The sequence below is a fragment of the Vibrio sp. 10N.222.54.A3 genome, assembly GCF_041474095.1.
GTDB lineage: Bacteria > Pseudomonadota > Gammaproteobacteria > Enterobacterales > Vibrionaceae > Vibrio > Vibrio crassostreae_C.
Genome location: NZ_JBFRTN010000090.1, coordinates 1 through 22,861 on the forward strand (window position 1 = coordinate 1; position 22,861 = coordinate 22,861).

At 43.7% G+C, this 22,861-nt stretch carries 22 protein-coding genes; 1 reads left to right on the forward strand and 21 read right to left on the reverse strand.

The window, feature by feature from the left end:
• Positions 1–45: 45 nt before the first annotated feature.
• The 15 genes from AB4507_RS18545 to AB4507_RS18615 form a co-directional block, all read right to left on the reverse strand.
• Positions 46–774, reverse strand: a complete 729-nt coding sequence (locus tag AB4507_RS18545; RefSeq protein WP_372183070.1) for a GntR family transcriptional regulator — start codon at positions 772–774, stop codon at positions 46–48.
• 377 nt (positions 775–1,151) lie between these two features.
• Positions 1,152–1,346 (reverse strand): hypothetical protein, encoded by a 195-nt coding sequence (locus tag AB4507_RS18550; protein ID WP_048617545.1) that lies wholly within the window; start codon positions 1,344–1,346, stop codon positions 1,152–1,154.
• 296 nt (positions 1,347–1,642) lie between these two features.
• Complete coding sequence (locus tag AB4507_RS18555) at positions 1,643–3,574, reverse strand: alpha-amylase family protein (protein ID WP_017060366.1); 1,932 nt, start codon at positions 3,572–3,574, stop codon at positions 1,643–1,645.
• The gene (locus AB4507_RS18560) at positions 3,574–5,049 is read right to left on the reverse strand and encodes a glycoside hydrolase family 32 protein (RefSeq protein ID WP_136982393.1); all 1,476 of its coding nucleotides are present in this window, start codon (positions 5,047–5,049) and stop codon (positions 3,574–3,576) included. The genes AB4507_RS18555 and AB4507_RS18560 overlap by 1 nt, the downstream gene beginning before the upstream one ends.
• A gap of 173 nt (positions 5,050–5,222) precedes the next feature.
• Positions 5,223–6,230: an OmpG porin family protein gene (locus tag AB4507_RS18565; RefSeq protein ID WP_136982394.1), complete on the reverse strand. Its 1,008-nt coding sequence runs from the start codon at positions 6,228–6,230 to the stop codon at positions 5,223–5,225.
• A 166-nt stretch (positions 6,231–6,396) separates the two neighbouring features.
• The gene (locus AB4507_RS18570) at positions 6,397–7,533 is read right to left on the reverse strand and encodes an ABC transporter ATP-binding protein (protein WP_017060362.1); all 1,137 of its coding nucleotides are present in this window, start codon (positions 7,531–7,533) and stop codon (positions 6,397–6,399) included.
• 104 nt (positions 7,534–7,637) lie between these two features.
• Entirely contained in the window at positions 7,638–8,270 is a 633-nt protein-coding gene (gene pgmB, locus AB4507_RS18575; protein ID WP_017060361.1) for a beta-phosphoglucomutase, read from the reverse strand.
• Entirely contained in the window at positions 8,263–10,605 is a 2,343-nt protein-coding gene (locus AB4507_RS18580) for a glycoside hydrolase family 65 protein (protein WP_029236448.1), read from the reverse strand. Before AB4507_RS18580 ends, pgmB begins: the two co-directional genes overlap by 8 nt.
• An 18-nt stretch (positions 10,606–10,623) precedes the next feature.
• Positions 10,624–12,039 (reverse strand): carbohydrate ABC transporter permease, encoded by a 1,416-nt coding sequence (locus AB4507_RS18585; RefSeq protein WP_372183071.1) that lies wholly within the window; start codon positions 12,037–12,039, stop codon positions 10,624–10,626.
• Entirely contained in the window at positions 12,032–13,126 is a 1,095-nt protein-coding gene (locus AB4507_RS18590; RefSeq protein WP_017060358.1) for a carbohydrate ABC transporter permease, read from the reverse strand. Before AB4507_RS18590 ends, AB4507_RS18585 begins: the two co-directional genes overlap by 8 nt.
• Before the next feature lie 11 nt (positions 13,127–13,137).
• Positions 13,138–14,376: an extracellular solute-binding protein gene (locus AB4507_RS18595; protein ID WP_136982396.1), complete on the reverse strand. Its 1,239-nt coding sequence runs from the start codon at positions 14,374–14,376 to the stop codon at positions 13,138–13,140.
• Positions 14,377–14,670: 294 nt separating this feature from the next.
• The gene (locus tag AB4507_RS18600; protein WP_017060356.1) at positions 14,671–15,648 is read right to left on the reverse strand and encodes a LacI family DNA-binding transcriptional regulator; all 978 of its coding nucleotides are present in this window, start codon (positions 15,646–15,648) and stop codon (positions 14,671–14,673) included.
• Positions 15,649–16,615: 967 nt separating this feature from the next.
• Positions 16,616–17,008 (reverse strand): NUDIX hydrolase, encoded by a 393-nt coding sequence (locus AB4507_RS18605; protein ID WP_137001722.1) that lies wholly within the window; start codon positions 17,006–17,008, stop codon positions 16,616–16,618.
• Between the two features lie 61 nt (positions 17,009–17,069).
• Positions 17,070–17,831: a nucleotidyltransferase domain-containing protein gene (locus AB4507_RS18610; protein ID WP_372183072.1), complete on the reverse strand. Its 762-nt coding sequence runs from the start codon at positions 17,829–17,831 to the stop codon at positions 17,070–17,072.
• 71 nt (positions 17,832–17,902) lie between these two features.
• A complete protein-coding gene (locus AB4507_RS18615; protein ID WP_372183073.1) occupies positions 17,903–18,565 on the reverse strand; it encodes a DNA alkylation repair protein in 663 nt (220 codons plus the stop codon).
• Between the two features lie 204 nt (positions 18,566–18,769).
• Between AB4507_RS18615 and AB4507_RS18620 the strand changes: the two genes are divergently transcribed.
• Positions 18,770–19,291, forward strand: coding sequence for a type II secretion system protein (locus tag AB4507_RS18620; RefSeq protein WP_065608044.1), 522 nt, complete (start codon positions 18,770–18,772; stop codon positions 19,289–19,291).
• 87 nt (positions 19,292–19,378) lie between these two features.
• Here the strand turns inward: AB4507_RS18620 and AB4507_RS18625 are convergent, their stop codons facing one another.
• From AB4507_RS18625 to AB4507_RS18650, 6 genes are all read right to left on the reverse strand, one after another.
• Entirely contained in the window at positions 19,379–19,912 is a 534-nt protein-coding gene (locus AB4507_RS18625; protein WP_048609469.1) for a GNAT family N-acetyltransferase, read from the reverse strand.
• A gap of 2 nt (positions 19,913–19,914) precedes the next feature.
• Positions 19,915–20,451, reverse strand: coding sequence for a GNAT family N-acetyltransferase (locus AB4507_RS18630; protein WP_372145962.1), 537 nt, complete (start codon positions 20,449–20,451; stop codon positions 19,915–19,917).
• A 50-nt stretch (positions 20,452–20,501) separates the two neighbouring features.
• Positions 20,502–20,897, reverse strand: a complete 396-nt coding sequence (locus AB4507_RS18635) for a DUF3465 domain-containing protein (protein WP_017067223.1) — start codon at positions 20,895–20,897, stop codon at positions 20,502–20,504.
• 58 nt (positions 20,898–20,955) lie between these two features.
• Complete coding sequence (locus AB4507_RS18640) at positions 20,956–21,207, reverse strand: TIGR03643 family protein (protein WP_017067224.1); 252 nt, start codon at positions 21,205–21,207, stop codon at positions 20,956–20,958.
• Between the two features lie 123 nt (positions 21,208–21,330).
• Positions 21,331–22,143, reverse strand: coding sequence for a hypothetical protein (locus tag AB4507_RS18645; RefSeq protein WP_017065382.1), 813 nt, complete (start codon positions 22,141–22,143; stop codon positions 21,331–21,333).
• Between the two features lie 218 nt (positions 22,144–22,361).
• Entirely contained in the window at positions 22,362–22,787 is a 426-nt protein-coding gene (locus tag AB4507_RS18650) for a hypothetical protein (RefSeq protein ID WP_017065381.1), read from the reverse strand.
• Between the last annotated feature and the right edge of the window lie 74 nt (positions 22,788–22,861).

The following is a 22,861-nucleotide window of genomic DNA, read 5'->3' on the forward strand; positions in this document are numbered from 1 at the left end:
TTTAACTGATCGGCATTACCACAAAGGTGGGCTATTCGACATTCTCTAAACTCGTGCGGTTATCTCAAACTCATACAAGCTAGATTTATAGTAAACCGTTGAATATTCGTATATCTTCTGCTCTTCATAGTAGTTTTGTGATTGGTTGATCAAGATAGGATCAAGCTCCCCAACATCCAATAACTGCTGAACGGTGGCGTCGGGCAGAGCCGGCAACAGTTTTTGTTGCGTCTTGATCATCTCAATACCGTGACGGCTCAAATATTCGAACTTAGATCCCTTAAGATCTACTTCTGTGAGGTTAGGCAACAGCACTCGAGGGATATAAAACTCTTCAAATGAGACGACTTGTTCGTTCACCAATCGTAAACGACGAGCAAAGTTAACGGGCTCACCAAGCGAAATATTGAGTTTCTGAGCGACAAGCTCATCCGCAGGCAACACCTCAAAGGCATCAACAATATTCGTTGCCTCTAACCCTGCGCCCGCCGCTTCTTGAGCCAAACCAGACATGGAAAGAAAATCGTGACGCAGTTTATTGGATTTAACAAAGCTGCCCTTTCCTTTCTCTGAGAAGATGTAACCGCCATAATTGAGTTGCTGCAATGCTTTACGCACCGTTACACGGCTGACTTTCAGCAGGTCCACAAGCTGATTTTCAGACGGTAGCTTACTGCCCGCAGGATAAGTGCCTTTATCAATCTCGCGCTTTAACTCTCCCGCGACTTGAATGTACAAAGGCTGCAAATTTTTTTGCTCAAATAACTCAGTCATAATTCCATAAAAACTAAGGGGGTTCGGGTCATCTTACTCAAGGTATAAGGGAATACCAAGCCTACAGCTCGAGAGAAAACAATTCTAACCAAAGAAGTGGGCATTATTTGAGGAGGTTTTGGTAAATACCAGAAAGCAAAAAGCCGCTTATAAAAAACGACTTTTAAAGGTGATGCTTGCAACACTTTCTAAAAATTATAACGTGAACCACCTTTCAAACAGTTACAGCGCAATTTGTTAGATCTGGGAGCAGGTACTTGGCAGGAGATCAGCGCCACCACATTATGTAATGACGAATACAGGCTAATCCGAGAGTCCACACTGTAACTAAAATTGGCGTACAAATGGATTCAGATATGTCTTCCACTACACTCAATTTATGAAGATATTCTCGAGGAAGAACGCTGAACATGATATAACGCGCCCCCTTTTGAAAAACACTGTGTCGGTGTCATGGTGCCGATTAGGTTTCCATTAAAATAACACGCCATAATTGGCTCCGCATTTTTAGGAACTCCGGCAGCAGCAGACATAGAAGTTAGGGCAACAGCAAGTGCGATGAGATATTTCATTTGGCTCTCCTAAAGAATCAAGTTCAAGGTGACCTTATATCAGGCGACATTAAAACCTTAGTACATTAAATGGCCACAGACAAAGAAAATATCATTAATTTACAATAATTTATATTTACTCTAAATGAGTTTTTATTAGATTTATTTACGCTATGCTCGATAATTAACGTAAAAAACCCCACGAGTTGGTGGGGCTTCTTATAAGGTGTTTTCGCCGTACCATTACGTAAACTGGCTATCTAGTTGATAACTAAGCAGAGCCTACAAACGAAATGAGCGTAATAAATCACAACAAACTAAGCCTTAGTAATATTGCTTAACCACAACACCTCGTATGCAGGTACTTCAATTGTTGGACCACTAAAGCGTTGGTCAGATAAAACATCAAGACAATCGCGTCCGCCTAACACATCACAAATAGAAGCGGGAAGGTGTTGGGTGACTTCACTGAAGTTACAAATAGCCAACAGTTTTTCACCATTTTCATGAGCACGGTAATAAGCAAACAAATGTGGTCGATAAGTTTCAAGGATCTCCGTTTTCGCTTCACCAAACACTGGATTTTGCTTACGCAATTCCACCATTTGTTTTAAGTCTCGGTTAATACGGTGCTGATAACTGCCAGCTTGCTCAGCAAGCTTAATACTCTCGGCAGTTATTGTTGGGCGGTTTACCCAACGAGTGTCGTCACGTTTGAACTCGTCTTCTAGGTAAGAGTGGTCGTTCAAAATTCCTAACTCATCCCCTTGGTAGATAAGTGGTATACCACCAATGCTCAAGTTAATACTATTTAGTAAACGAATACGTTTAAGTGCAAACTCAATTGCTTGTGAGTCGTCGGCTTCAATCGCTTTTTCCAGGCCAGCTAGAGATGCCAATGAACCACACACACGGCAATCGCCTGTCGTTGGGTTTTCTTGGAACGGCACGCCCTGCGAGAATGAGCCTTCAAATTTACCAGTATAGAACTGATTCAAGAATCGACGGTGTTCGAAACCATTGATGCCTAACTGTTCGGCAACCGAATCATCAAACGTCCAACCGATATCATCGTGACAACGAATATAGTTAACCCATGAGCAAGCATCAGAGATCTCAAAGCTTTTCTTAAGTGATGCCGTGAGCAACTCAGTTTTACGCGTTGCTAGACTTTCCCACATCAACGCCATCATTAGCGGGTTGTAAGAGAGCTGACATTCACCCTTGTCGATATATTGTGCTACTTCGTCAGGGTGCACAATCGCTTCCGATTTAAATAGCACTGCTGGCGCAGCAATCTGCAGGCAGGTATTGAAACACTGAATCAGGGCGTGCGCTTTTGGTAGACTCTCACACTGTGTCCATTTCTCTTTCCAGATGAACGCTAGCGCATCAAGGCGCAAACCCTCACAACCAATATTCGCTAGGAATAGCATCTCATCAGTAATTGCGTTAAATACTGCTGGGTTTGAGTAGTTCAGATCCCACTGGAAGCTGTTAAATGTTGTCCAAACGTGCTTTTGGATATCATCAAGATACGTAAAGCTACCACGGCGTACCGTTGGGAAAATCTCGCGACAGGTTTGGTTGTAATCGTCGACATCTTGCTGCTCGGTAAAAAAGTAGTAGAAGTCTTCAAACTCTGGGTTACTCTTACGCGCTTGCTCTGCCCAGTGATGTTCGTATGACGTATGGTTGAATACAAAGTCCAGTACTAGACTAATACCCTCACTCGACAAAGCCTCAGCCAATTGAGCTAAGTCTTTCTCTGTGCCTAGCTTAGGATCAACCTTGCGATAGTCCGACACAGCGTATCCACCATCACTATCCCCTTCTGGTGCTTTGTATAATGGCATTAGGTGAAGATAGTTAATACCTAGAGATTTTAGGTATGGGATCTTTTGTTGCAGCTTGTTCAGATCGCCCGCAAACAGGTCTACATAAACAGCCATACCAAGCATTTTTTCGCTGCGATACCACGTAGGGTTTACTAGACGTTTTTCATCTAGGTTCTTCCACTTTCGCTTACGACCAGCAAAGGACTTAGCGAGGACAACCACCAGCTTTTGTAAGTGAAGGAAGAAGTCATAACGTTCACCATAGAGAGCATGTAGCTTTATAGTCAGTGATGGGAAGTATTGCTCAAGGCGTTCTAAAAATACCTTTTCATCTTTCTTAGTTAGCTTAGGCAGATCAACGGATTCAAGTACTTGATGTAGAGCCTTGTGAGCTTGTTGTTCGGTTAACATTATTTCTCTCCCATTAGGCTGGCTACTTGGACATTGGCTAGATTTAAGCTGCCGCTATCGACACTTAGTGCTACGTTGGCATCGGTATTTTTTGCATAAACAAGATTAGTGAAGCTGAACTCGCCACCATTTATCAGAAGCTCGACCGAGCCTTTATCAATCAACACTTCCACTTGGAATTTGCTATCAACAGGTAACTCGATTCGGTAATCGTGTGGGAAGTGCTTATCAATGTGCGCTTTGCCAAACTGACCGCGACGCACCGAACGCACTTCAATGCCCTTTTCCGAGCGTTTAAATTCAAAGAAAGCTGGCGTATCTTGGTACACGTTCAGGTGCAATGTTTGCTCTGAATCCAACGAACAATCCGCGGTGAACTTCATCGCTTTATGTTGGCTGTAGATACTTACTGCCTGCTCATCATTTGGTAAGATCTCTTGCGCATCAAGGCTTAGCGCTGTGTTTAACTCTTTTACAAAACGCTGGCCTACTCGCAATCCTGCCTTACTTTCGAACAAAAACAGTTCTCGCGGTAGTGCCATTGAACTACGGAAAGCGTTTGTGGGTAGTTCTGATGAATATTGATGATTGCTCATCCATGTACTGACGATGCGACGACCATCTTGTTTTGGGACATCAGAGAACGATTGTGTCGCGTAGTAATCTCGACCAAAATCTAGCCACAGCACAGTCTCAGGGTAATTGTGGTTGGTGAAGGTTTTACCATCAAAATCACCAATAAAGTACTGCGTGCCCGCACCTCCGCAATGTGCGCCTTCACCTATGCCAACCACTAGCACCCAACGAGTTTCGTCGTTACCTTCAATTTGCATCTCAAACAGATCCGGGCATTCCCAAGGACCTTTGCTGTGCGCGCCATGTTGGTAACCAAATTCACTGACCAAGTGCCAATCTAGTAGGTCGGTTGAGCGATAGAACTCAATATGTTGACCACAAGAGACCACCATTATCCAAGCTTGGCTCTCTTCATGCCATGTTACTTTCGGATCGCGAAAGTCGGGGTTGCCACGAGCTGGGATAATCGGTGCACCTTCAGCATACTTCTTCCACGTCATGCCATCCTGGCTATACGCTAAAGACTGTTGTTGAATTGGGTTTTCAACCTGCGTGCCGTCGGCAAGTGTTACCTTAGGCTGAATAAACGAAGTATAGAAAGTGAGTAAACCCGGCTGGCCGTCCTCAAATAACCCAGAGGTATTATGCCAATCGACAATTGCACTGCCGGAGAAGCACATTCCTGACTCATCAGGTAGCAGTGCTGGGCTATTCTCTTGCCAGTGAATGAGATCTTTACTGGTTTTGTGTCCCCAGTGCATTGGGCCCCATACTGTGTCATGGGGATAATATTGATAGAACTGGTGATATTGGCCGCTGAAGTAGACCAATCCGTTGGGGTCGTTCATCCAGCCAGATTCAGGAGTCATATGAAGTGAAGGGCGATATTGTTCGCTCATAAGCCGATACCGATGTTGTTAAAAATATGTCTAGGTTCGAATAGACAATAAAAAATGGAGCCTAAGCCTAGGCTCCGAATTGGACCTGTTGCCGCCAAAGCCAGCCCGAAACTAGAAATACTAAAAAGAGTGGTGCTCCCTCCTCCGCTTGAAGGAGAGAAACAAATTTTGAATTAGAAGCTGTAGTTTGCGCCTAAGATAAACAGTGGAATGTAACCATCGAACTCATCGCGTTGCGGGCCGCTAGCGAAGTCAATTTTCTTGTAGCTTGCCTCACCAAACATGCGCCAGTTCTTTGAAAGTGGGTAGTTGGCAGACACACCTAGCTTAGAGTAATCTTCCGTCCACGCATGAGCGCCTGTTGCATCAACACTCTTTTCGAATGAACCAAATTCACCCCACAATGACGCAGAAAGCTTACCGAAGTTATGCCAAATACCTGGTTTGATAATCCACTCAGTCTCAGTTTCTGAGTACCCATCTTTTGCATTCCACTGACCTTCTTGGTAACGAAAGTTCAACCACGCGCCCGTATTGTCATTGATTTTGTAGCCAAAGCCCGGCTCAACTTCCCAGTATGGAAACTCACCGGTGCCACGCTTGTATTCCACGTGGTAAAGCGCGTAACCATGCATACCCAAACGATCTGTCAGTTGGTAAGAGCCAAACACTTTACCGCCCGGAGTCGTGCGCTGATCAATACTCTCACCGGCTAACTTTAAACCCCAACCAATGTTACCTTTTTCATGGTTGTAACTACGGTTAACATAGATTTCTTGGATTGAGTTTACGCCTCGGTTGTAGTCGGCATGCTTCAGGTTGCCATTAAACAACTCTTCACGGCCAGAATAAAAACCAAAGTCCCAACCAGGTAAGTCATCGTGTCGGAAACTACCTTGCGCTATAGTGTATTTCACTTTACCTTCATTAACGCCATCATCTCGAATAATACGCTCGACTTCGATATTACTACCTAGAACTCCATGAAATTTACTTTCCTCTTGCTGAGGGGCATCTAACGCAGTAAGTAGTTCTGCATTAGAGTATTCAGACTTTAACTGCTCAACTGTGGCTGCTAATCTTTCTTCCTTTTTATCATCCTGTTGCGTCTCTTCAGCGAATAGAGCACTGGAAAAAGCTAAAGCTAAGAATACAGAGGAAGCCACTACTGTTTTTTTCATGATTATTACCTTATTATCACTATGTTACTGCCGCTCCGGTGAGGAGCAATTATTGGTACCTGCTACAACAGGCATTAATGTCCACGTTAGCAACGGCTGTAACCGTTGCTAACGCAGTAATTGAAAGCCCGCTCACCCGCGGGCTTTTTTATTATTCTTATCGTTATTAACTTGCTTGCTGCACTTGAGGCGGCAGCGTGATTAGGTCATTGAGCGTATGGCCACGCTCGTATGCCTTACCTTTGTTATCAAATAGATGGCATTTTTCAGCAGGGATGCGGATGTTCAAACGCTGGCCCACTTCAACATGAACTGTACCTGGAACGCGCACTAAGACTTCTTGACCGCCACGCACCAGTGTTGTGTAAAGCAGTGATTCAGTGCCAAGGCGCTCAAAACCTTCAACAATAACGCCAACGCCTTGCTCATCTAGGTGGATATCTTCAGGGCGGATGCCAAGTGTCATTAGTGCGCCTTGAGTTGCTCCTTGAGCATTCACTTCCGCTTCAAACTTGTAATCACCCACTTCAACGTGTGCTTTGTCTTCACAAGCAGAAATTAGTGTGGCTGGTAGCAGGTTCATTTTTGGAGAACCAATAAAGCCTGCGACGAACAATGTGTTCGGGAAATAGTAAAGATCTAACGGTGAACCTACTTGCTCAATCGCACCATCACGTAGTACAACGATCTTGTCAGCAAGGGTCATCGCTTCAACCTGATCATGTGTCACGTAAATCACGGTTGATTTCAGCTTTTGATGATACTCCGCTAATTGAAGTCGCATACGAACACGCAATGATGCGTCTAGGTTCGACAGCGGCTCATCAAGAAGAAAAAGCTTAGGGTTGCGGACAATCGCACGACCAATAGCAACACGCTGACGCTGACCACCAGAAAGTTGGCTTGGCTTCTGCTTCATCAAATTTGTCAGCTCAAGCATTTCACCAACATTTTTAACGGCTTTTTTGATTTCGTCTGCACTGAGCTTTTTCGCCAATTTCAGACCAAATGCGATGTTCTCTTCTACCGTCATATGTGGGTAGAGTGCATAGGATTGGAAAACCATACCAATCCCACGGTCCGTAGGAGACAGGTTATTAACAACCTCACCATCTAGGCACATTTCGCCTGAAGAAATATCTTCTAAGCCAGCTACCATACGTAGCATGGTTGATTTACCACAACCTGATGGCCCAACGAAAACCGTAAATTCACCGTCTTCGATTACTAGGTTGGCGTCTTTGATGATGTGCGCACCATCTGGATAAATTTTATTGATGTTCTTCAGTTCTAAGCGTGCCATTGTTCTACCTACGTTATAATTCTTTCGCCTTGTTCGGCGTATTAGGGGCAGGCAAGCTGCCCCTTTGTTATTATGTGTAAAGCTTGCTTTATCAGCGTTTAGCTTTATAGGATTGCAGCAAGTTTCATCTCAGCTGTATCCTCGAAGCGCCATGTTGCATGACCAACGCGCTCATTAGGGCCAATCCCCACTACGCGCATACCTGCTTCTTTGGCTGCATCTACGCCCGCTTCTGCATCTTCAACCACAATACACTCGTCAGCGTTTACACCTACTTGGCCTGCCGCGTGAATAAACACGTCTGGTGCTGGCTTAGAGCGTTGTACTGACCATCCATCACCGATTGCATCAAACAGTGGCGTAAGGCCAAGGCGGTGTAGAATAGGACGCGCATTTTTACTTGCTGACGCCAGTGCTACCTTGATGCCACGTGCATTTAGCTCCAGTAGGAACTGCTCGATGCCCGGTAGTACGTCTTTTGCAGAAATTGTGTTTAGCAGATCAACGTAGTAGTCGTTCTTACGTTTCATTAGGTCTGCAAACTTCTCTTCGCTGATCTCTTTCCCATCTAGGATGATTTTTAGAGAGGCCTCACGAGACACACCACGCAGTTGCTCATTGATTTCACGATCGAAATAGTAACCTTCTTCGTTCGCCATATGCTGCCATGCTTGGTAGTGCAGTTCAGCGGTATCAGTAATTACGCCATCCAGGTCAAAGATAAATGCCTTACACATTGAAAGTAGCCTCTGTTGATTCAATTACACGTGGCTCACCCGCAACTTCGATGTTAAGTGGCTGGCCGTTAAACTCTGGACGAACAATGCTTACTTGAGCACCGTCTACTGTTACTTCCAGACGCTCACCTTTCCAGTAGATTGGGAAGTTAACGCTATCCCACTGTTTAGGTAGGTTCGGGTTAATGCGCAGTTCGCCACCAAGCATGCGTACACCACCGAAACCGTATACAACACACTGCCACATACCACCAATAGACGCTGCGTGGATACCGTGATCCGAGCTCTTCATGTTCTGACCAATGTCGATAGAAGCCGCTTGTTGGAACAGGTCGTAAGACAACTCTGGGTTACCAACATCTGACGCCAGTACAGAGTGAGTTGATAGACTGAGAGAAGAATCGTGTAGCGTTTTCGGCTCGTAGTAGTTCCAATTCGCTAGCTTAGTCTCTAGGTCAAACTTATCTTCCTGTTGTAGGAATAAAACCATTAAATCAGCCTGCTTAGAAACCTGCATCTCGTTCACTTGATCTAGGCTGTAGTCTTGGAACAGACCACCAACGAATGGCTGCTCTTTGTACTTAGTTAGGTCAATGATCTCTTTTTGTAGGTAAGTATCGTCTTGTGGGATGATCTTATCTTCTTCACGCGGTTGCGGTAGGTAGATATCTTCAACACGCTCTAGCCACATCTTACGCGCTTCAACTAGGTTCAACTTGTCAGACAGCTTCGCCAGTAGCTCTGTGTTAGATGCTTCTAGGTCTTCGTAGTAACGAATCGCTAGCTTGATGTTTTCAACGGCCATGTAGTTAGTGAACGCGTTATTGTCGATGTGCTCTTTGTACTCATCAGGACCGATTACGTTACAGATACCCCACATGTTGCGGTCTTCTAGCCACTCTAGGCGACTTGTCCAGAATGTTGCTGTGTCGAACATGATTTCGTAACCCATGTCGTCCATGAACTTCTGGTCACCCGTGATCTGGTAGTACTGCCATAGCGCATAAGTGATGTCACACGTGATGTGCTGCTCGATAAAGCCAGACCAAATCTTGGTCGACTTACCCGTGATGATGTCTACTGCGCCCCATACTGGCGTTACTTCTTCACCTGTAAGTGCAGACTCCCATGGGAACTGAGCACCGATGTAGCCGTTGTCTGCTGCTTTCTTACGTGCGCCGCCCAGTGTTTTGAAGCGGTACTCAAGTAGGCTACGTGCAACTTCTGGCATCGTGTAGATGAAGAACGGAAGCATGAATACTTCTGTATCCCAGAACGAGTGACCTTTGTAACCTTCACCAGATAAACCTTTCGCACCGATACCGAAGCGAGAGTCGTGCATTGGCGTGAAGATGTTTAGTTGGTACTGAGCAAAGCGCGTCGCTAGTTGGTCAAAATCGTTGCCACCGATAGTGATGTTCATGTTGTCCCAACGCTTGTCCCACTCAACTCCGCTGCCTGCTAATAGCTCGTCAAAGCTGCGGTCAGCATTCATTTTTAGGTTAGTTAGTGCGTGGTCACGTAGAGCTTGAAGCTCGTAGCCTTCAACATCGAACTGCTTGTCACGAGAAGTGTGTACAACACCCACTTTCTCAGTGCCAAATGTCTCGCCTGCTTTTAGCTCTTGATGGATGTTCAGCCATACCTTACGGCGGTCCATCTGTAGACCTGGGTCGATCTCAACTTCTGTACCATTTACGAAGTAGCGATGAGACGTTAGGAATACGAAATCAACTTTGCTTTCTGTCGTATGTTGTAGCAGCTCAATGAAGCGCTTGTCGTAGATACGCTTTTCACCTTCGTGGAAGTGCTGAGCGCCAGAGTTAGATAGCTGAGCATCGACACCAGAGCGGATTTCGATTTTCGCATCGCTGTTTACAGCCTTAACTTGAACGTCGAACGCCATTAGATGAAGGTTTGCTTGCGAGATAAAGCGACGGAAGCGCATCTCAAACGTTTTGCCTTCTGTATTTGTCCAAGTGAACTCACGAGTCAGCTCACCATTCTTAACGTTTAGACGACGTGAGTAGTTGCTTACTTCGCCAGACTCCAGATGGAAACGACGGCCATCAATGAACATCTCAATTGAACTCATGTCTGCAGCATTTGGAAGCTCGGTTACTTCCTCTTCATCGAACTTGTTATAAGTACCTGCGATGAATAGGTTACGCACTTGGCCTACATACTTTTCTTCCGTGGCACTACGGGCACCCATGTAGCCGTTACCTTGGCTCATTACCACTTCACATTTACCTTGAAGTGCTGAATCAAATGCCGTCTCTTCAACGATCCAATTTTTTAGTTCGCCTTGACCAGCGGTGTAGTTCATAAACATCTTAAATATCCCCGAGGATTAACCTTTAACAGCGGAAGAAATATCGTTACCAACGAAGTAACGTTGAAAAACCATAAATACAATAAGTACTGGAATTGTCGACAGGAACGCGCCTGCAAGAATCAGGTTCCAGTCACCTGCTACGCCATAGGCGTTACGTAAACTTAATAGACCAACAGGAAGCGTGAATGCATCCGCAGGGCTGTTTATCACCACCAGTGGCCAGAAGAAGTCATTCCAGGCCCCTTGAAAGCCAAGGATGGTTACAGACAAAATGGCTGGTTTAGCCAATGGCATAAATACTTTCCAAAGAATCACTAACGGGCTAGCACCGTCGACGATTGCCGCTTCTTCCAGTTCTTTGGGAATGTTTTCAAAGAACTGCTTCATGATGAGTACTTGACCGGATGCCACCACCGCAGTGATGACCGCCCAAGGTGTGTTTAACAACCCAATATCTTTGTAAATTAAGTAGTTAGAAATAAACGTCACCTGTGCTGGAATCATCATACTGAACAACATGAAAGCGAATACAGCACGTGCACCAGTGAACTTCAATCGTGCTAATGCATAGCCTGCGGTGCACGCGAGGAACAGAGTCAAAATCACCTTACCAATCGCGATAAAGAACGAGTTGATGGTCCAGCTCATGAACAAGCTCTTACCTGTATCCAAACTCACAGACTCTGTGTAAACACGAACGTAAGACTTGAATACATAGCCGATCACACCCGGTGTTGCGTTATCCCATGCAGCGACTCGACCACGACGCTCCATCTTGCTTGGTGCCAGGGTGCTATCAATCAACACTTGTCCACGAGGTGATTCTACGGTTAGTGGAAGCGTCGCAATTTCAGGACCGTTTCCTTGGTAAAGAATGTTAAATTCCCAAGTTTGGCTTTGGCCTTGCTTTGTGATCTCGTTACGACCACGCCTTTCGACATAGGTGACATCATCACTTGAAGCAACCAGACGAGGTTCGCTAACCACTGCATAATCAGAAGCAAAATCTGTCACCGTTGCTGCTGCCATGCCAGTACCTGGACGGCGACGTGGAACTTCAATGGTCGGTAACTGAAACTCTTTGCCCTGTTCAACAGCGTAAGTGACTGTAAAGTTGACCGTCGCTCCCGGAGCAAAACCACCAAACATAGGTGCGTTGTTACCTTCTTGACCCAGTTGGTATGCTGCCCCCCAGTTACTAGGTTGAACCTGTGCAAAGTTAAATTTGAATGGTTGCTCAAGTGGGTCGTCTTTTAAACTCGCTAAAAAGGCGACAACGAAAGTACCTAACATTACTGTTGCGACCAGAATCAGTGCACTGTATACCCACGCCACTTTCGCCCAGCGGCGTCGTTCTTGAAATTTCGCTACCTGTTCCATAGATGCCACAGGAACCGCATCATCTTTTGAAGTCATAGTGTGACTAGCCATCTGCCTTCTCCTTTATTCCAAAGATTTTCTGCAGATAAACTACTGCCAATGTAATGAATGCCAATATCAATGCCGCTGCGCTCGCCATACCGATTTGTGGCGTGCCACCCGGTGGAAATGCGTTGTGGTAAACGTAGTACGCCATAGTAATACGTGACTCGAGAGGTGCAGCTGAACCCAGCAGAGCAACTTGGTCAAACATCTGTAGCGTACCGATGATCGAGAAGGTCACGACAACGAATGTCACAGGAGCCAATTGAGGAATCGTAATATTCCAGTGTTGTTGCCACTTGTTAGCCCCATCAATGTGCGCGGCTTCATATAGCTCACCAGATATGCCTTGCAAGCCCGCCAAAAAGAGCAACATGAAGGTTGGAATCGTGGTATAGATATTCTGAATCACGATAGCCCAGAGTGTTAATGGCATTGGACCAACATGGTCACGCGTGTTCAGCCAGTTAACCTCAACCACATCTTTCGTGACTTCAATCCACCCCATTGCACTTGCAATAAAGGTTGCGATGCCCGCCACAATCACAGAGAGAATTGCCCATGCCGGGTCGAACCAGCCAACAGGCAGTCCTTTAATACGGTCTTTGGTAACCAAAACAAATTGAGATGCCACCGCTATCAGCACGAAACAACTGATGTGCGGATAGTGATTCACTACGTCCGTAACAAAGCCGTTTAGGTAACCGTTTTTTTGGTAGAACCAAATGAAGATTAACGTTACCGCAGCACTAGAAAGAATGCTTGGTAAGTAAAAAGCCGTTCTAAAGAAGCTTTTCGCACGAATCTTTGAGTTAACTAGAATCGCTAAGCCTAGTGCTAATACCGTTTGAACACAGGTTACGATGAGAGAGAACCAAATCGTATTTGCCAATGACAGTAAGAACAAGTCGTCGGAAAGCAACGCCTTGAAGTTAGCTAAGCCAACCCAAACAGCGTCACTGAACAGATCGTACTCAGTAAAACTAAAGTAAACTGTACGAACCAATGCATACAGAAAGAACACCACTAAAGTCAGTACAAATGGCCCTGCCAAGAGCCATCCGTAAACTTGTTGGCGTAAACGTAAAGAGTTCATCGTTCGCCCTACTACTTAGCCGTCAATACATCGTATTTTGCTTGTGCCATTTTGAGCGCTTCTTTTTGCGTCATTTGACCAAGCAGTACAGAGTTCAAGGCTTCATTGATCGGAGTCATCCAAGCCGTGCCGTAATCACCAAACGCAAATGGTTCAACGTTACCTTCTAGAGCACCTTTAAATACTTGTTTCGCCAACTCACTTTCTGAATCTTCAACTTCAAAGAATTTAGCGTCACTTAGAGATTTGCGGCTAGGTAGTGCAAGGCCAGAGTCCAATACCCACTCTTGCGCTTTTTGACTAGTAAGGATCTGAACGGCTTTTTGAGTTGCTTCTACGTTTTTGCCGTCTGCATTTACGCCCCATGCAACAGTAAATAGAAGATTGCCGCGCTTACCGGTTTTCGGATCGGTTGGCATTAGTGTTGTGCCGTAAGGAAGGTTTGGCGCTTTGTCGCGTAAGTAACCACTGATCCAGTTACCTTCAAGCGCTACAGCCGTTTCTTCTGTACCAAAACAACCACCACCCCAGCCCTGACCTAAGTCTGTTGCCAAAATGCCAACTTCATCTTCTGATACAAGGCCCGTGTAAAAATTGAATGCACGCTCGAAGTTCTCATCCAGTACGGTTTTGCCTTCTTCATTGAAAGGTTTCCAGCCTGTCGCAAGTGCGAATGGAGCAAAACGCGCGTAATCAGGCATAACACAGATACCTGATACTTCATCACCTAGCTCATCTTTCACCGCGATCAGTTTTTTACGTAAATCTTCCCAAGAATCGCTATTTGTTGGGTAATCAACGCCTGCATCATCGAAAATATCTTTGTTATATTGCAGCGCGATCGTATTGAAATCCTTAGCAATTCCATACTGTTTACCATTTGACGTAAACGCGCTATTTAGGCTTGGAATGACTGCAGAGCTCACATTAGCGAGTGAATCACTGTTTGCTGCTACCTTGCCAGAATTAACGAGGGTATTAGCAAAAACCACGTCAACGTAGAATGCGTCTGGAGCAGTACCAGCCGATAAAGAGTTGGTTATAAACTGAGAGAAGTCACCTTCTACCGCTTGGTATTTAACGCTTAGCCCCGATTTTGCAAAATCGTCAGCTAATACTTCTTTGACCAAGTTATTCAATACAACGACATCATTACCACCCCAGCCAGCAATAGTAATTTCTGTTTTTTCAGTTGCGGTTGCAGACAGGCTTGCAGCAAGTAGGGATGCTGCCAATATTGTTTTTTTCATGTTGCCCTCAGTTCATTAATTTCAAAATCTGAGGGTATTATGCACACTTAACGTAAACGCTTACGTTATTCCGGTCACATTTTCGTTCTTGTTAAGTTACAGTAATCCATTTTAGTGATCTTGCTCTTATTTTGGCCAGATATTGGGCTTCTCCAACAGAAAAAACTATAAAAAAGCCTCTATTTTCTTAATCTCATAACTTAACACATCGCAATAACGTAAAGTTTTCTTTATTGAATAAAAAATGGGTATACCTTTCGATATACCCATGTTAATAAAATTAATATTGTTGGTTTACGTCGATTGCCCGAGCTTCAGAGTTATAGGAACTACAGCTCCTACTGGCTGCTCTCCTAACATAGCAAGCTCAAGCATAGAAGCTGCCTTGGCTGCTATTTTGTCCGTATCTTGAACAATTGTAGTCAGCATTTTTGAAATTCCCGGTAAACCATCATAACCAACGACAGAAAAGTCTTCCGGTATCTTGTAGCCTCGATCCTTTAACGCAGCAATGACCCCCAAAGCCGTCTCATCACTCTCACAAACAAACCCTTGGTGGCGCTCGAGTTGTTGCTTATCCATAGAAACAAAGTAACGATATGCGGCAATCTCTCCCAGTGGATCATGCCCAGTGCGCAATTCACGTATAGGTAGCGCATTACTCGCCATGACCGACATATAACCTTGATGACGAAACTGATAACCATCACCATAAGTTGTTGGTGTTACGAAACAAATGTCGCTTAACCCTTTATCAACTAGGTGTTGCGTCGCTTCCCGACCACCGTTGAAATCATCAGGAGCAACCCAGAAGGACCCTTCGCTCATACCAATACATACGAATGGCAAACCCAGTTCTTTACAGGTTTCAACACGTGGGTCATTGGTAGTCATACCAAGTAAAATCGCACCACCAACTTGCTGTAAGTCAACTTCCCCAAAGCTCACAGGTAACAAGTTACGACCAGAGTTACGAATTGCAGCTGATAGTGAAGGCCAAAGCATTCCCAAATAACGAGAAGCGTAGAAGTCTATCGGCCCAAGAGATATAGCAATGGTATTTTTATGATTTCCCATTAACTCTCGCGCAGATGTACTCGGCACGTAACCCAAATCCTTACAGATATCTAAAATTCGTTTACGTGTTTTCTCGCTGATACCAGGTTTATTATTCAAAGCTCGACTAACCGAAGCTATTGATACACCCGCGATTTTTGCGGCTTCATGTATAGTTGTTTTCTTTAAGTCAGTCTCTGTTTTAGATTCGCTCACATTAACACCTTCACCACCTACGTAAACTTTACGTTCATTATGTCCTTATTAGCATAGCTTTCAAGTAAAAAAACGTAAACAGAGACTATCTCTTGAGCACCATCACGGAATAACAATGATAAAGTATAGTTATATCAATTACCTAGCTTCGTAAATGACAATAGTTTGAACTTTAACTCTAAATATTAGTTTATGAATAACTTAAATATCTAAAGCCCCTTAGCTCAAAAAAACAAACTGATTTAATTTGGTTGTATTGATCAATGCTCTCAATAAACTAAAGCTACCTAGAGTTCCAATCTCAATCTTATCGAGAGTTTGGTCATCATCGAACAGACATGACAAATGCATACCTGGGGTAGATCATGACAAGAATGGAATATGAGTTAAATCGAACTATACATCTATACTTAAGGACAGGGGGGGCAAAAAGAACCGTAAAAAATCAGGCAGAGAAAATGAGCAGCTTCTGTCGTCATGTTCAGACGCACAACCCTGCCATCAAATCTATTGGCCAAATTGGACGTAAGCTGATGGCTGAGTTGTGGAGAAAAAAGAGCGAGTTGGCTCCCTCAACTAAAACCGCCTATTACTACGCAATTTGTTATATTTGGATTCAGGTACTCGGCAGAAGATCGACACCACCACATTATAATATGGCCAATAAAAGGTAGTCACAACCAGAGAAATCTAAACAACACCGTGGGGAATTATTATCTCGATTTTCCATTTTTTGCGCTTTACTCTTTTTGCAAAATACAGTGATAATAACTCAAATCACGATAATCAAATCAATGAGTTAAGTTAATAAAATTTGCATTTTTTTCGAAGAGTATTATCAGGATTAGTTAGATAACATATTGGAATATATTCAGTTTTTATACTATCATTCTTAACACTACCAACACTGGGGTTTCACCGTTTTTGAGCCCTCAAAAAACGTCCAAAACATCTTATCGAATCCAAACTAAAGATACCTACCCACGCGCTCTACTTCTTTCAAAGCAATACCATCGGCTGCTATACCAACAGGAGCTGAACCTAGTGAATACCACTTAACATCATCAGCCTCTTGAGCGGTGATATCTCCTTCCCAGTCACTCACGATAAAATAATGAATCAACTGAAGTTCCTTCGTAGGATGGTAAAGCGAACACAAGTATTGGTAATCAATCGGAACAACATTAAGCTCTTCATCAAGTTCACGAAACAGCGCCTGAACCTGGTTTTCACCGTGTTCAATATGGCCGCCAGGTATAGTGATTAAACCGGGATCGGTCTCCCTAGACTCACTACGCTTTTCTAGTAATACCTGCGATTCCTTCAGCATGATAAAAGAAACACACTCGTGGACATCCATCTAATTTTCCTAAAGCCGTTACAAAGGTAGTTAAGTTTGTTGTTCTAGCTTGTGTTAATGCTTAATTTACAACAAGCTTTTTACTCAGCCTTTCATACAATTCAAAAGCTTCTGTTTTAGATATCAAATTTCCGAGAGCGTATTGATGAGCTAGCTCAATATCGTCGCTTTGATTGGAGTAATAGCGCTTGGCGACTGCAGCGCACTGGCTCAGATTGGTGTACCAACTGCCGTCTTGCTCAGCCACAAAATAATACGCCGCTCGCACTAACTTTTTACCAATTACCTTAACGATATCCGCATCAGTCATTGTTTTGAAACTCGAGGGCATTTGCTTAAGAAAAGTCGATAAATCGCCATTAAGAGCTTGGGCTATTTCATTGCTGGGCTTATATCGTGGAAACTTTATAGATAGATCATTCCCCCAAATACAACAGCAACAATGCTTGAGCCAAAACTGCCAATGGAATTCTTCGTTGGGTTGCAGAACATCCCGCAGGAAGCCAGGATCGATATCAAGCTTGGTCACTTGCGGATAGGTTTGGGGTATGGTGCCGGAAAGTAGGTTAAATACTTCCTTTTCTCTCTGACCAACAGGCGTAGCGAGTACGATAGAAACATCCAAATCAGAGCGACCAACAATGGCCGTTCCTCCAGGCACGCTTCCATACAAGTAGATACCATCAACTTGACCTGGAAGCTCTCTTAGCAGCGAATCAACGACTGCTGACACCACTTCTTGAAATTCAGGCGCAATGTTCTTTGGCGAATAAAGATTTTGAATGAACCCTTCTCGATCGAGTCCTCTAGTTTGTTCTTGCACCTTGGGTTCCTATTTTAATCGTTATAATTAATCACACCGGATTCTGATGATGATTTGAGGAGTGCCAGTGGTTAAAGTAACATTAACTCTCGCTTAGTTTTATCGTCCAGCTTTTCAATCGCGTAGCGAAAAGCAACTCTTGGTATTGCGGCATGCTTAGCGTTTAAATAACCAATAACCTGTTGAGGTTCCTTTTTACTGAGGACTTTAAGCATCCAACCATATCCTTTCTGCACGAGGTCATGTCCATCTTCTAGCAATAGATCTGCCACACAAAGCGGAGCCAACGCTGAGTATCGATTCTGATTGATCGGATAAATTAAGATGACAGCAGCAGCTCTACGTACAGCAAAATTCGAATGCTCGACCCATTTGGTTATGAGTTCGAACAACTCATTGTATTGAGACAGTAACTCACCAAACGCATGAGTGCAGAAGTCATCACAATCATTCCAGTCAATGACATACTCCATTAACCAATGCTCAAAGATTGGAAACGTTTCTTTCGAATATTGTTTTCTTACTCTAAAAGCCCAGTCGTAAGCAATAACACCTAACGCCCAATCCCTTTCTTCAAGCAATTGAGTACACAGGGACAAAACATTAGAGATATCTTTGTTTTTGATGGTTTTATAAACGAGCGCCGATATAGATCGAACCTGCCCTGTTTTAACACTAGCCTCTGGATAACCAACGCCTGAAAGATGAAGCTTTACCGTTTCTACGAAATTCATTAATTGCCAAACCTTCATAGAACTAAAATTAATATCAAAGTGAGATACACAGCACTTAAACCATACGCATGAAATTTATAAAATATAAGTTACCTTAATCACAACATTCATTATTGAGCATTTAAATTACCACTAAAATAAGGATATTCCCTTTGGTAAGAGTAACTTATAATGCATACTAGCGGCCTTTAAAAGAGGTGCTAAATGAAAAAGAACGGTTTTACACTTATTGAGCTTGTTGTCGTTATTGTGATCCTTGGAATACTCGCCGTAACTGCTGCTCCAAGGTTCCTCAACGTAAGTACTGATTCTCATATTGCAGTTGTGAAAGGCACTGGCGCTTCTTTTAAAACAGGTGTCGATTTTGCCTATTCAAAAAATTTAACCTCAAACGGTGGCGGTGCATCTACGAATGTACCTATCTATGATGAATCTGCAACAGGTCAGCTCGATTTCAATGAATGGGGATATCCAGCCCAGCAATGGTACGCAGAAGAAGACTTTCCAAGACTGGACAATACCGAAGATTGCATTTCGGTGTGGGGCGCTCTACTTCTTGATCCCCCTAGTGTTTCTAGCTTTAATTCGCCTACAGATACAGACTACATCGCTGAATACATTCAAACCGATCAATGTATCTACCACTATCGAGTAGTGCCTGGAATCTCCATTTACTACAACTCAATGAATGGTGACGTCACTGTAGACGATGAGCCAGATAACTAAGCGCTAAATGTTGGTCTTTCAGATTACTTGGGAATTTACGGTTTCTCTCAATAAAAGTGCCACACATTAAGAATCAACAGCACACATTTAAGACTGGCTTATTTTGGCGTAAACGAGCGTGCTGTCCATATCTCCTGATGGCAAACGTCGATCATTGGCTAAGCGATCTTCAAGTTGATAGCCACATCGTTTGGCCACGGCCTGACTTTTAAGATTCGAGCCTGCCATCCTAATTTCGACTCTTTTCGCACCTTTTTGAGTGAATGCATATTCTTCGATAATTCGGACAGCTTCACTCACGTAACCCAAGCCCGTTTTTGATGTTTGCAACCAGTAGCCGATTTCAAAGTAAGGGACAGTATCGTCTCTGATCATAAAGCCAATAGCCCCGATAAATGCCCCTGTTTGCTTTTCAATAATATTGAACCAGAACTCGCCAGTAAAGTTGGCGAAATTATTGGTAGCATCTTGAATGTTAAGTTCTAGCTGCTCTTTAGTTAGAGAATCAGAAACCCAAGGTAAGAATGGGGAAAACTCGGCCTTGCACTCATTTATCACCTCAAACATCTCTTCGCTGTATTTTAATGATGGAGGGGTTAATTTGAGCCTTTCACTTTCCATCACTAAGCCTTTCCCCAATCAGATCGAACAACCGCCAACACAACTGTATCCCACCATTGACCTTTGAAGAATCGATGATCTTTAAAACACGCTTCTTGTTTCATTCCTAGTGACTTACATAACTTAATCGCAGCCAAGTTCTTGCTGATGGTTTCAGCGTAGATACGGTATATGCCTAACTCTGAGAAACCAAAATCAGCGAGGGCTTCAGAAGCTTCTATAGAAAGCCCTTTTCCCTGAATTTCCCTTGAGAAAGCACAGCCCATCGAAGCTTGTTTATCGCCCTCAAGGCGCAAACAAACGGTTCCAATAAACTTCCCCGAATCTTTGTTTTCAACTGCAAGCTGATAGGACTGTCGAGGAACTTCTGAAGCCTGCTCAACAAACAGCTGGGTTAGCTCTCGATATTTGTTAGGTTCGCAATCACTTTCGTCATAGAAACGCTGATACTTAGCGTCTTGAGACATCGCAACAAAGGCACACTCGTCTTCGATACTCATATCTCGAAGAATTAACCTGTCAGTTTCCAGCTTAAACATCAAAATTCCTTTTTATCTTATAGCCTTGAAGGGAAAAGTCTCGGAGGTGTTTACTCGTATACTTTCCCGTTATGCTTCAACCAACCATGAGTGTGATGATTACGAGGGTCTTTGTGCGTCCAGTGCATTACGCCACCTTTCTTGTTCCATTCATATTCACCATAAAATTCAACTCGATCGCCCTTTGCCAGTCCCTGAACACGAGGCGCTAAGTCAATATTATGTGCGACTAACAAGGTTTGTCCGCTATCGAGTCGCAAAATGAATTTCTGATGTCGAGAGCCTTTATTATCATCAGGAAGTACTCGATACACCGTACCCGATCCGCGCACCTGAACGTCGCTTTGGTGATTTTCGTAAGCTTGCTTAAGTCGCGTATCATTCGCTTGAACATGACTGATGCCGAAGCTAAGCAGCACCAAAAGTAGAGCGCAAAATTGTTTCATTCCTTTCATTTCCCATATCTGTGTGTTGATTTGGGATACTGGCTGGGCATCCCCTCTTTTAACGATGCTTGTACTGAGTCGGACAATAACCTCTCGAAACGTCCGAACTGCGCAGTTTTACATGCTTGGTCGAGCGCCCAGAAACACGTGAGCGCCACAGCTTAAAACTGCCAAGCTTGAGATGGCTACGCATAAAACGAATCACTTGCGATTCATTTAAACCAAATTGGTGCTCTATTGCCTCAAATGGCGTTCGGTCTTCCCACGCCATTTCAATAATTCTTGATTCATTCTCTTTGGATAACATCATACATACTCTTCCTTAATAAACTGGGAGAAATACGCTCGTTCCAAATTTAAAGATCACAGGACAAACACTTTGAATTGAACGCGTTATAACGTTCGATAAAACAACAGGCTACCAGCTAGGCAATCATGGGGTTAAATAAGCTTGTGCGAACTCTCTAAGCACTCTCGCATTATTGTGGTATTTGCTATCCCCGCACTTTGTGCCATCTACTCTGATGTCCGGGCTGGAATATGCAGGTATAACATCTCGCTCATAAGACATCACTGTGCCTCTGTCAGCACAAATTGTACCGAAGGAATATTGAGGAGCTCTTGGATACGTTCCAGAAATGTAACTTTCTATACTATCAAAATCTTTCAATAACGTTTTATAGTCATGATTAGCACCACTTAAATGGCCAATTTCATGCTCCATTAAGTAATCAGGGCAGTTTATCGCTAAAGAAAAAAAGTAGGATACCGAAGAAGACATACCACAATAATCAGACTCAAAGCTAAAATTATAATTAGAAAATACTATCCCAGTAAAAATGGGGACGCCGTCTTCTGTTGTTTCTGGAATCGGTTCTTCCATCGAGAGTTTTAATAACCTCTCTGCTGCGCCCAAATCTTGAAACCAAAGGCTGTCGATTTCAGACGTATAAGTCACCTTAGTGACTTTTCTCGTCATAGGGACGCAGGAGTTTTTTAACACCAGATTCGAATAGCTTTCCCATGTCGCTATTTTAGAGGCTATAAATGCTTTGGAATATTCATCTAACACCGATTCATCAACATAAAGGTGGATTTCTGTATTCAAAACCTCGCTCTGTACACAAGTAGGAAACTCGATGCTTTGAGCATTGGAGAGTCGACTATTGCTCAACACTATAATCAAAACACAACCAACTAACTGGATGAGCCTTTTAAAAGAACTCTCACTGACTCGTGTATTCATTTCCACCCTCTCCCTATATTCAAAACCACAAAGAGCATCAAAAACGCCGTGACTTAAGATTCATATCAACCCCCATTACACATATAAGCATTGGCCTCTCAAAGTAACCTGCACTACCTGTGTTTTTCAGAAAATAAAAAGCTCGCCATACAATGACGAGCCTTGTTGATTATGGGAGCTTAACGCTTATAAGACCTTAACCTTAACAGATCTAGCCACTAAGACAGCTGATCGCGTAAAGCCAATTCAACGTTTTTCAATACTTTGAACTCTTCTCGAGTACAACCGCGCGCCACGGAAACCCAATGGTCGCCAGTTTCATCGGCCCCTTTAAACTCTGCACGCAACTCATATCGTCGCCATGTAACAAACGCCAAAATAAAGGTCAGTGCAAGCATTGGTAAACCGAACTGAGGAACAAATGCCCAAGTCGCCGCCGAGAGGACTAAAGCCAACGAAACGATATTGATTGCGTTTTCTTTAAGACCCAATTGACGAATTTCTAACTGTTTGATTTTACGTAAGCTATACACATCTTTTTTAACTCGGAGTTCATCAGAACCCACCAGAAAGTCTGATGCTTTGTATGACCTACGAAGTCGCACTAAATTCGCTAACCTGTTGCGTGTTTGGTTCTTATTCATCGCCTTTCTCCATGTTATTTAAAGGTTAGTAAAAACTAATATAATCATGAAGTTAATGAACGAATGCTTGTTTT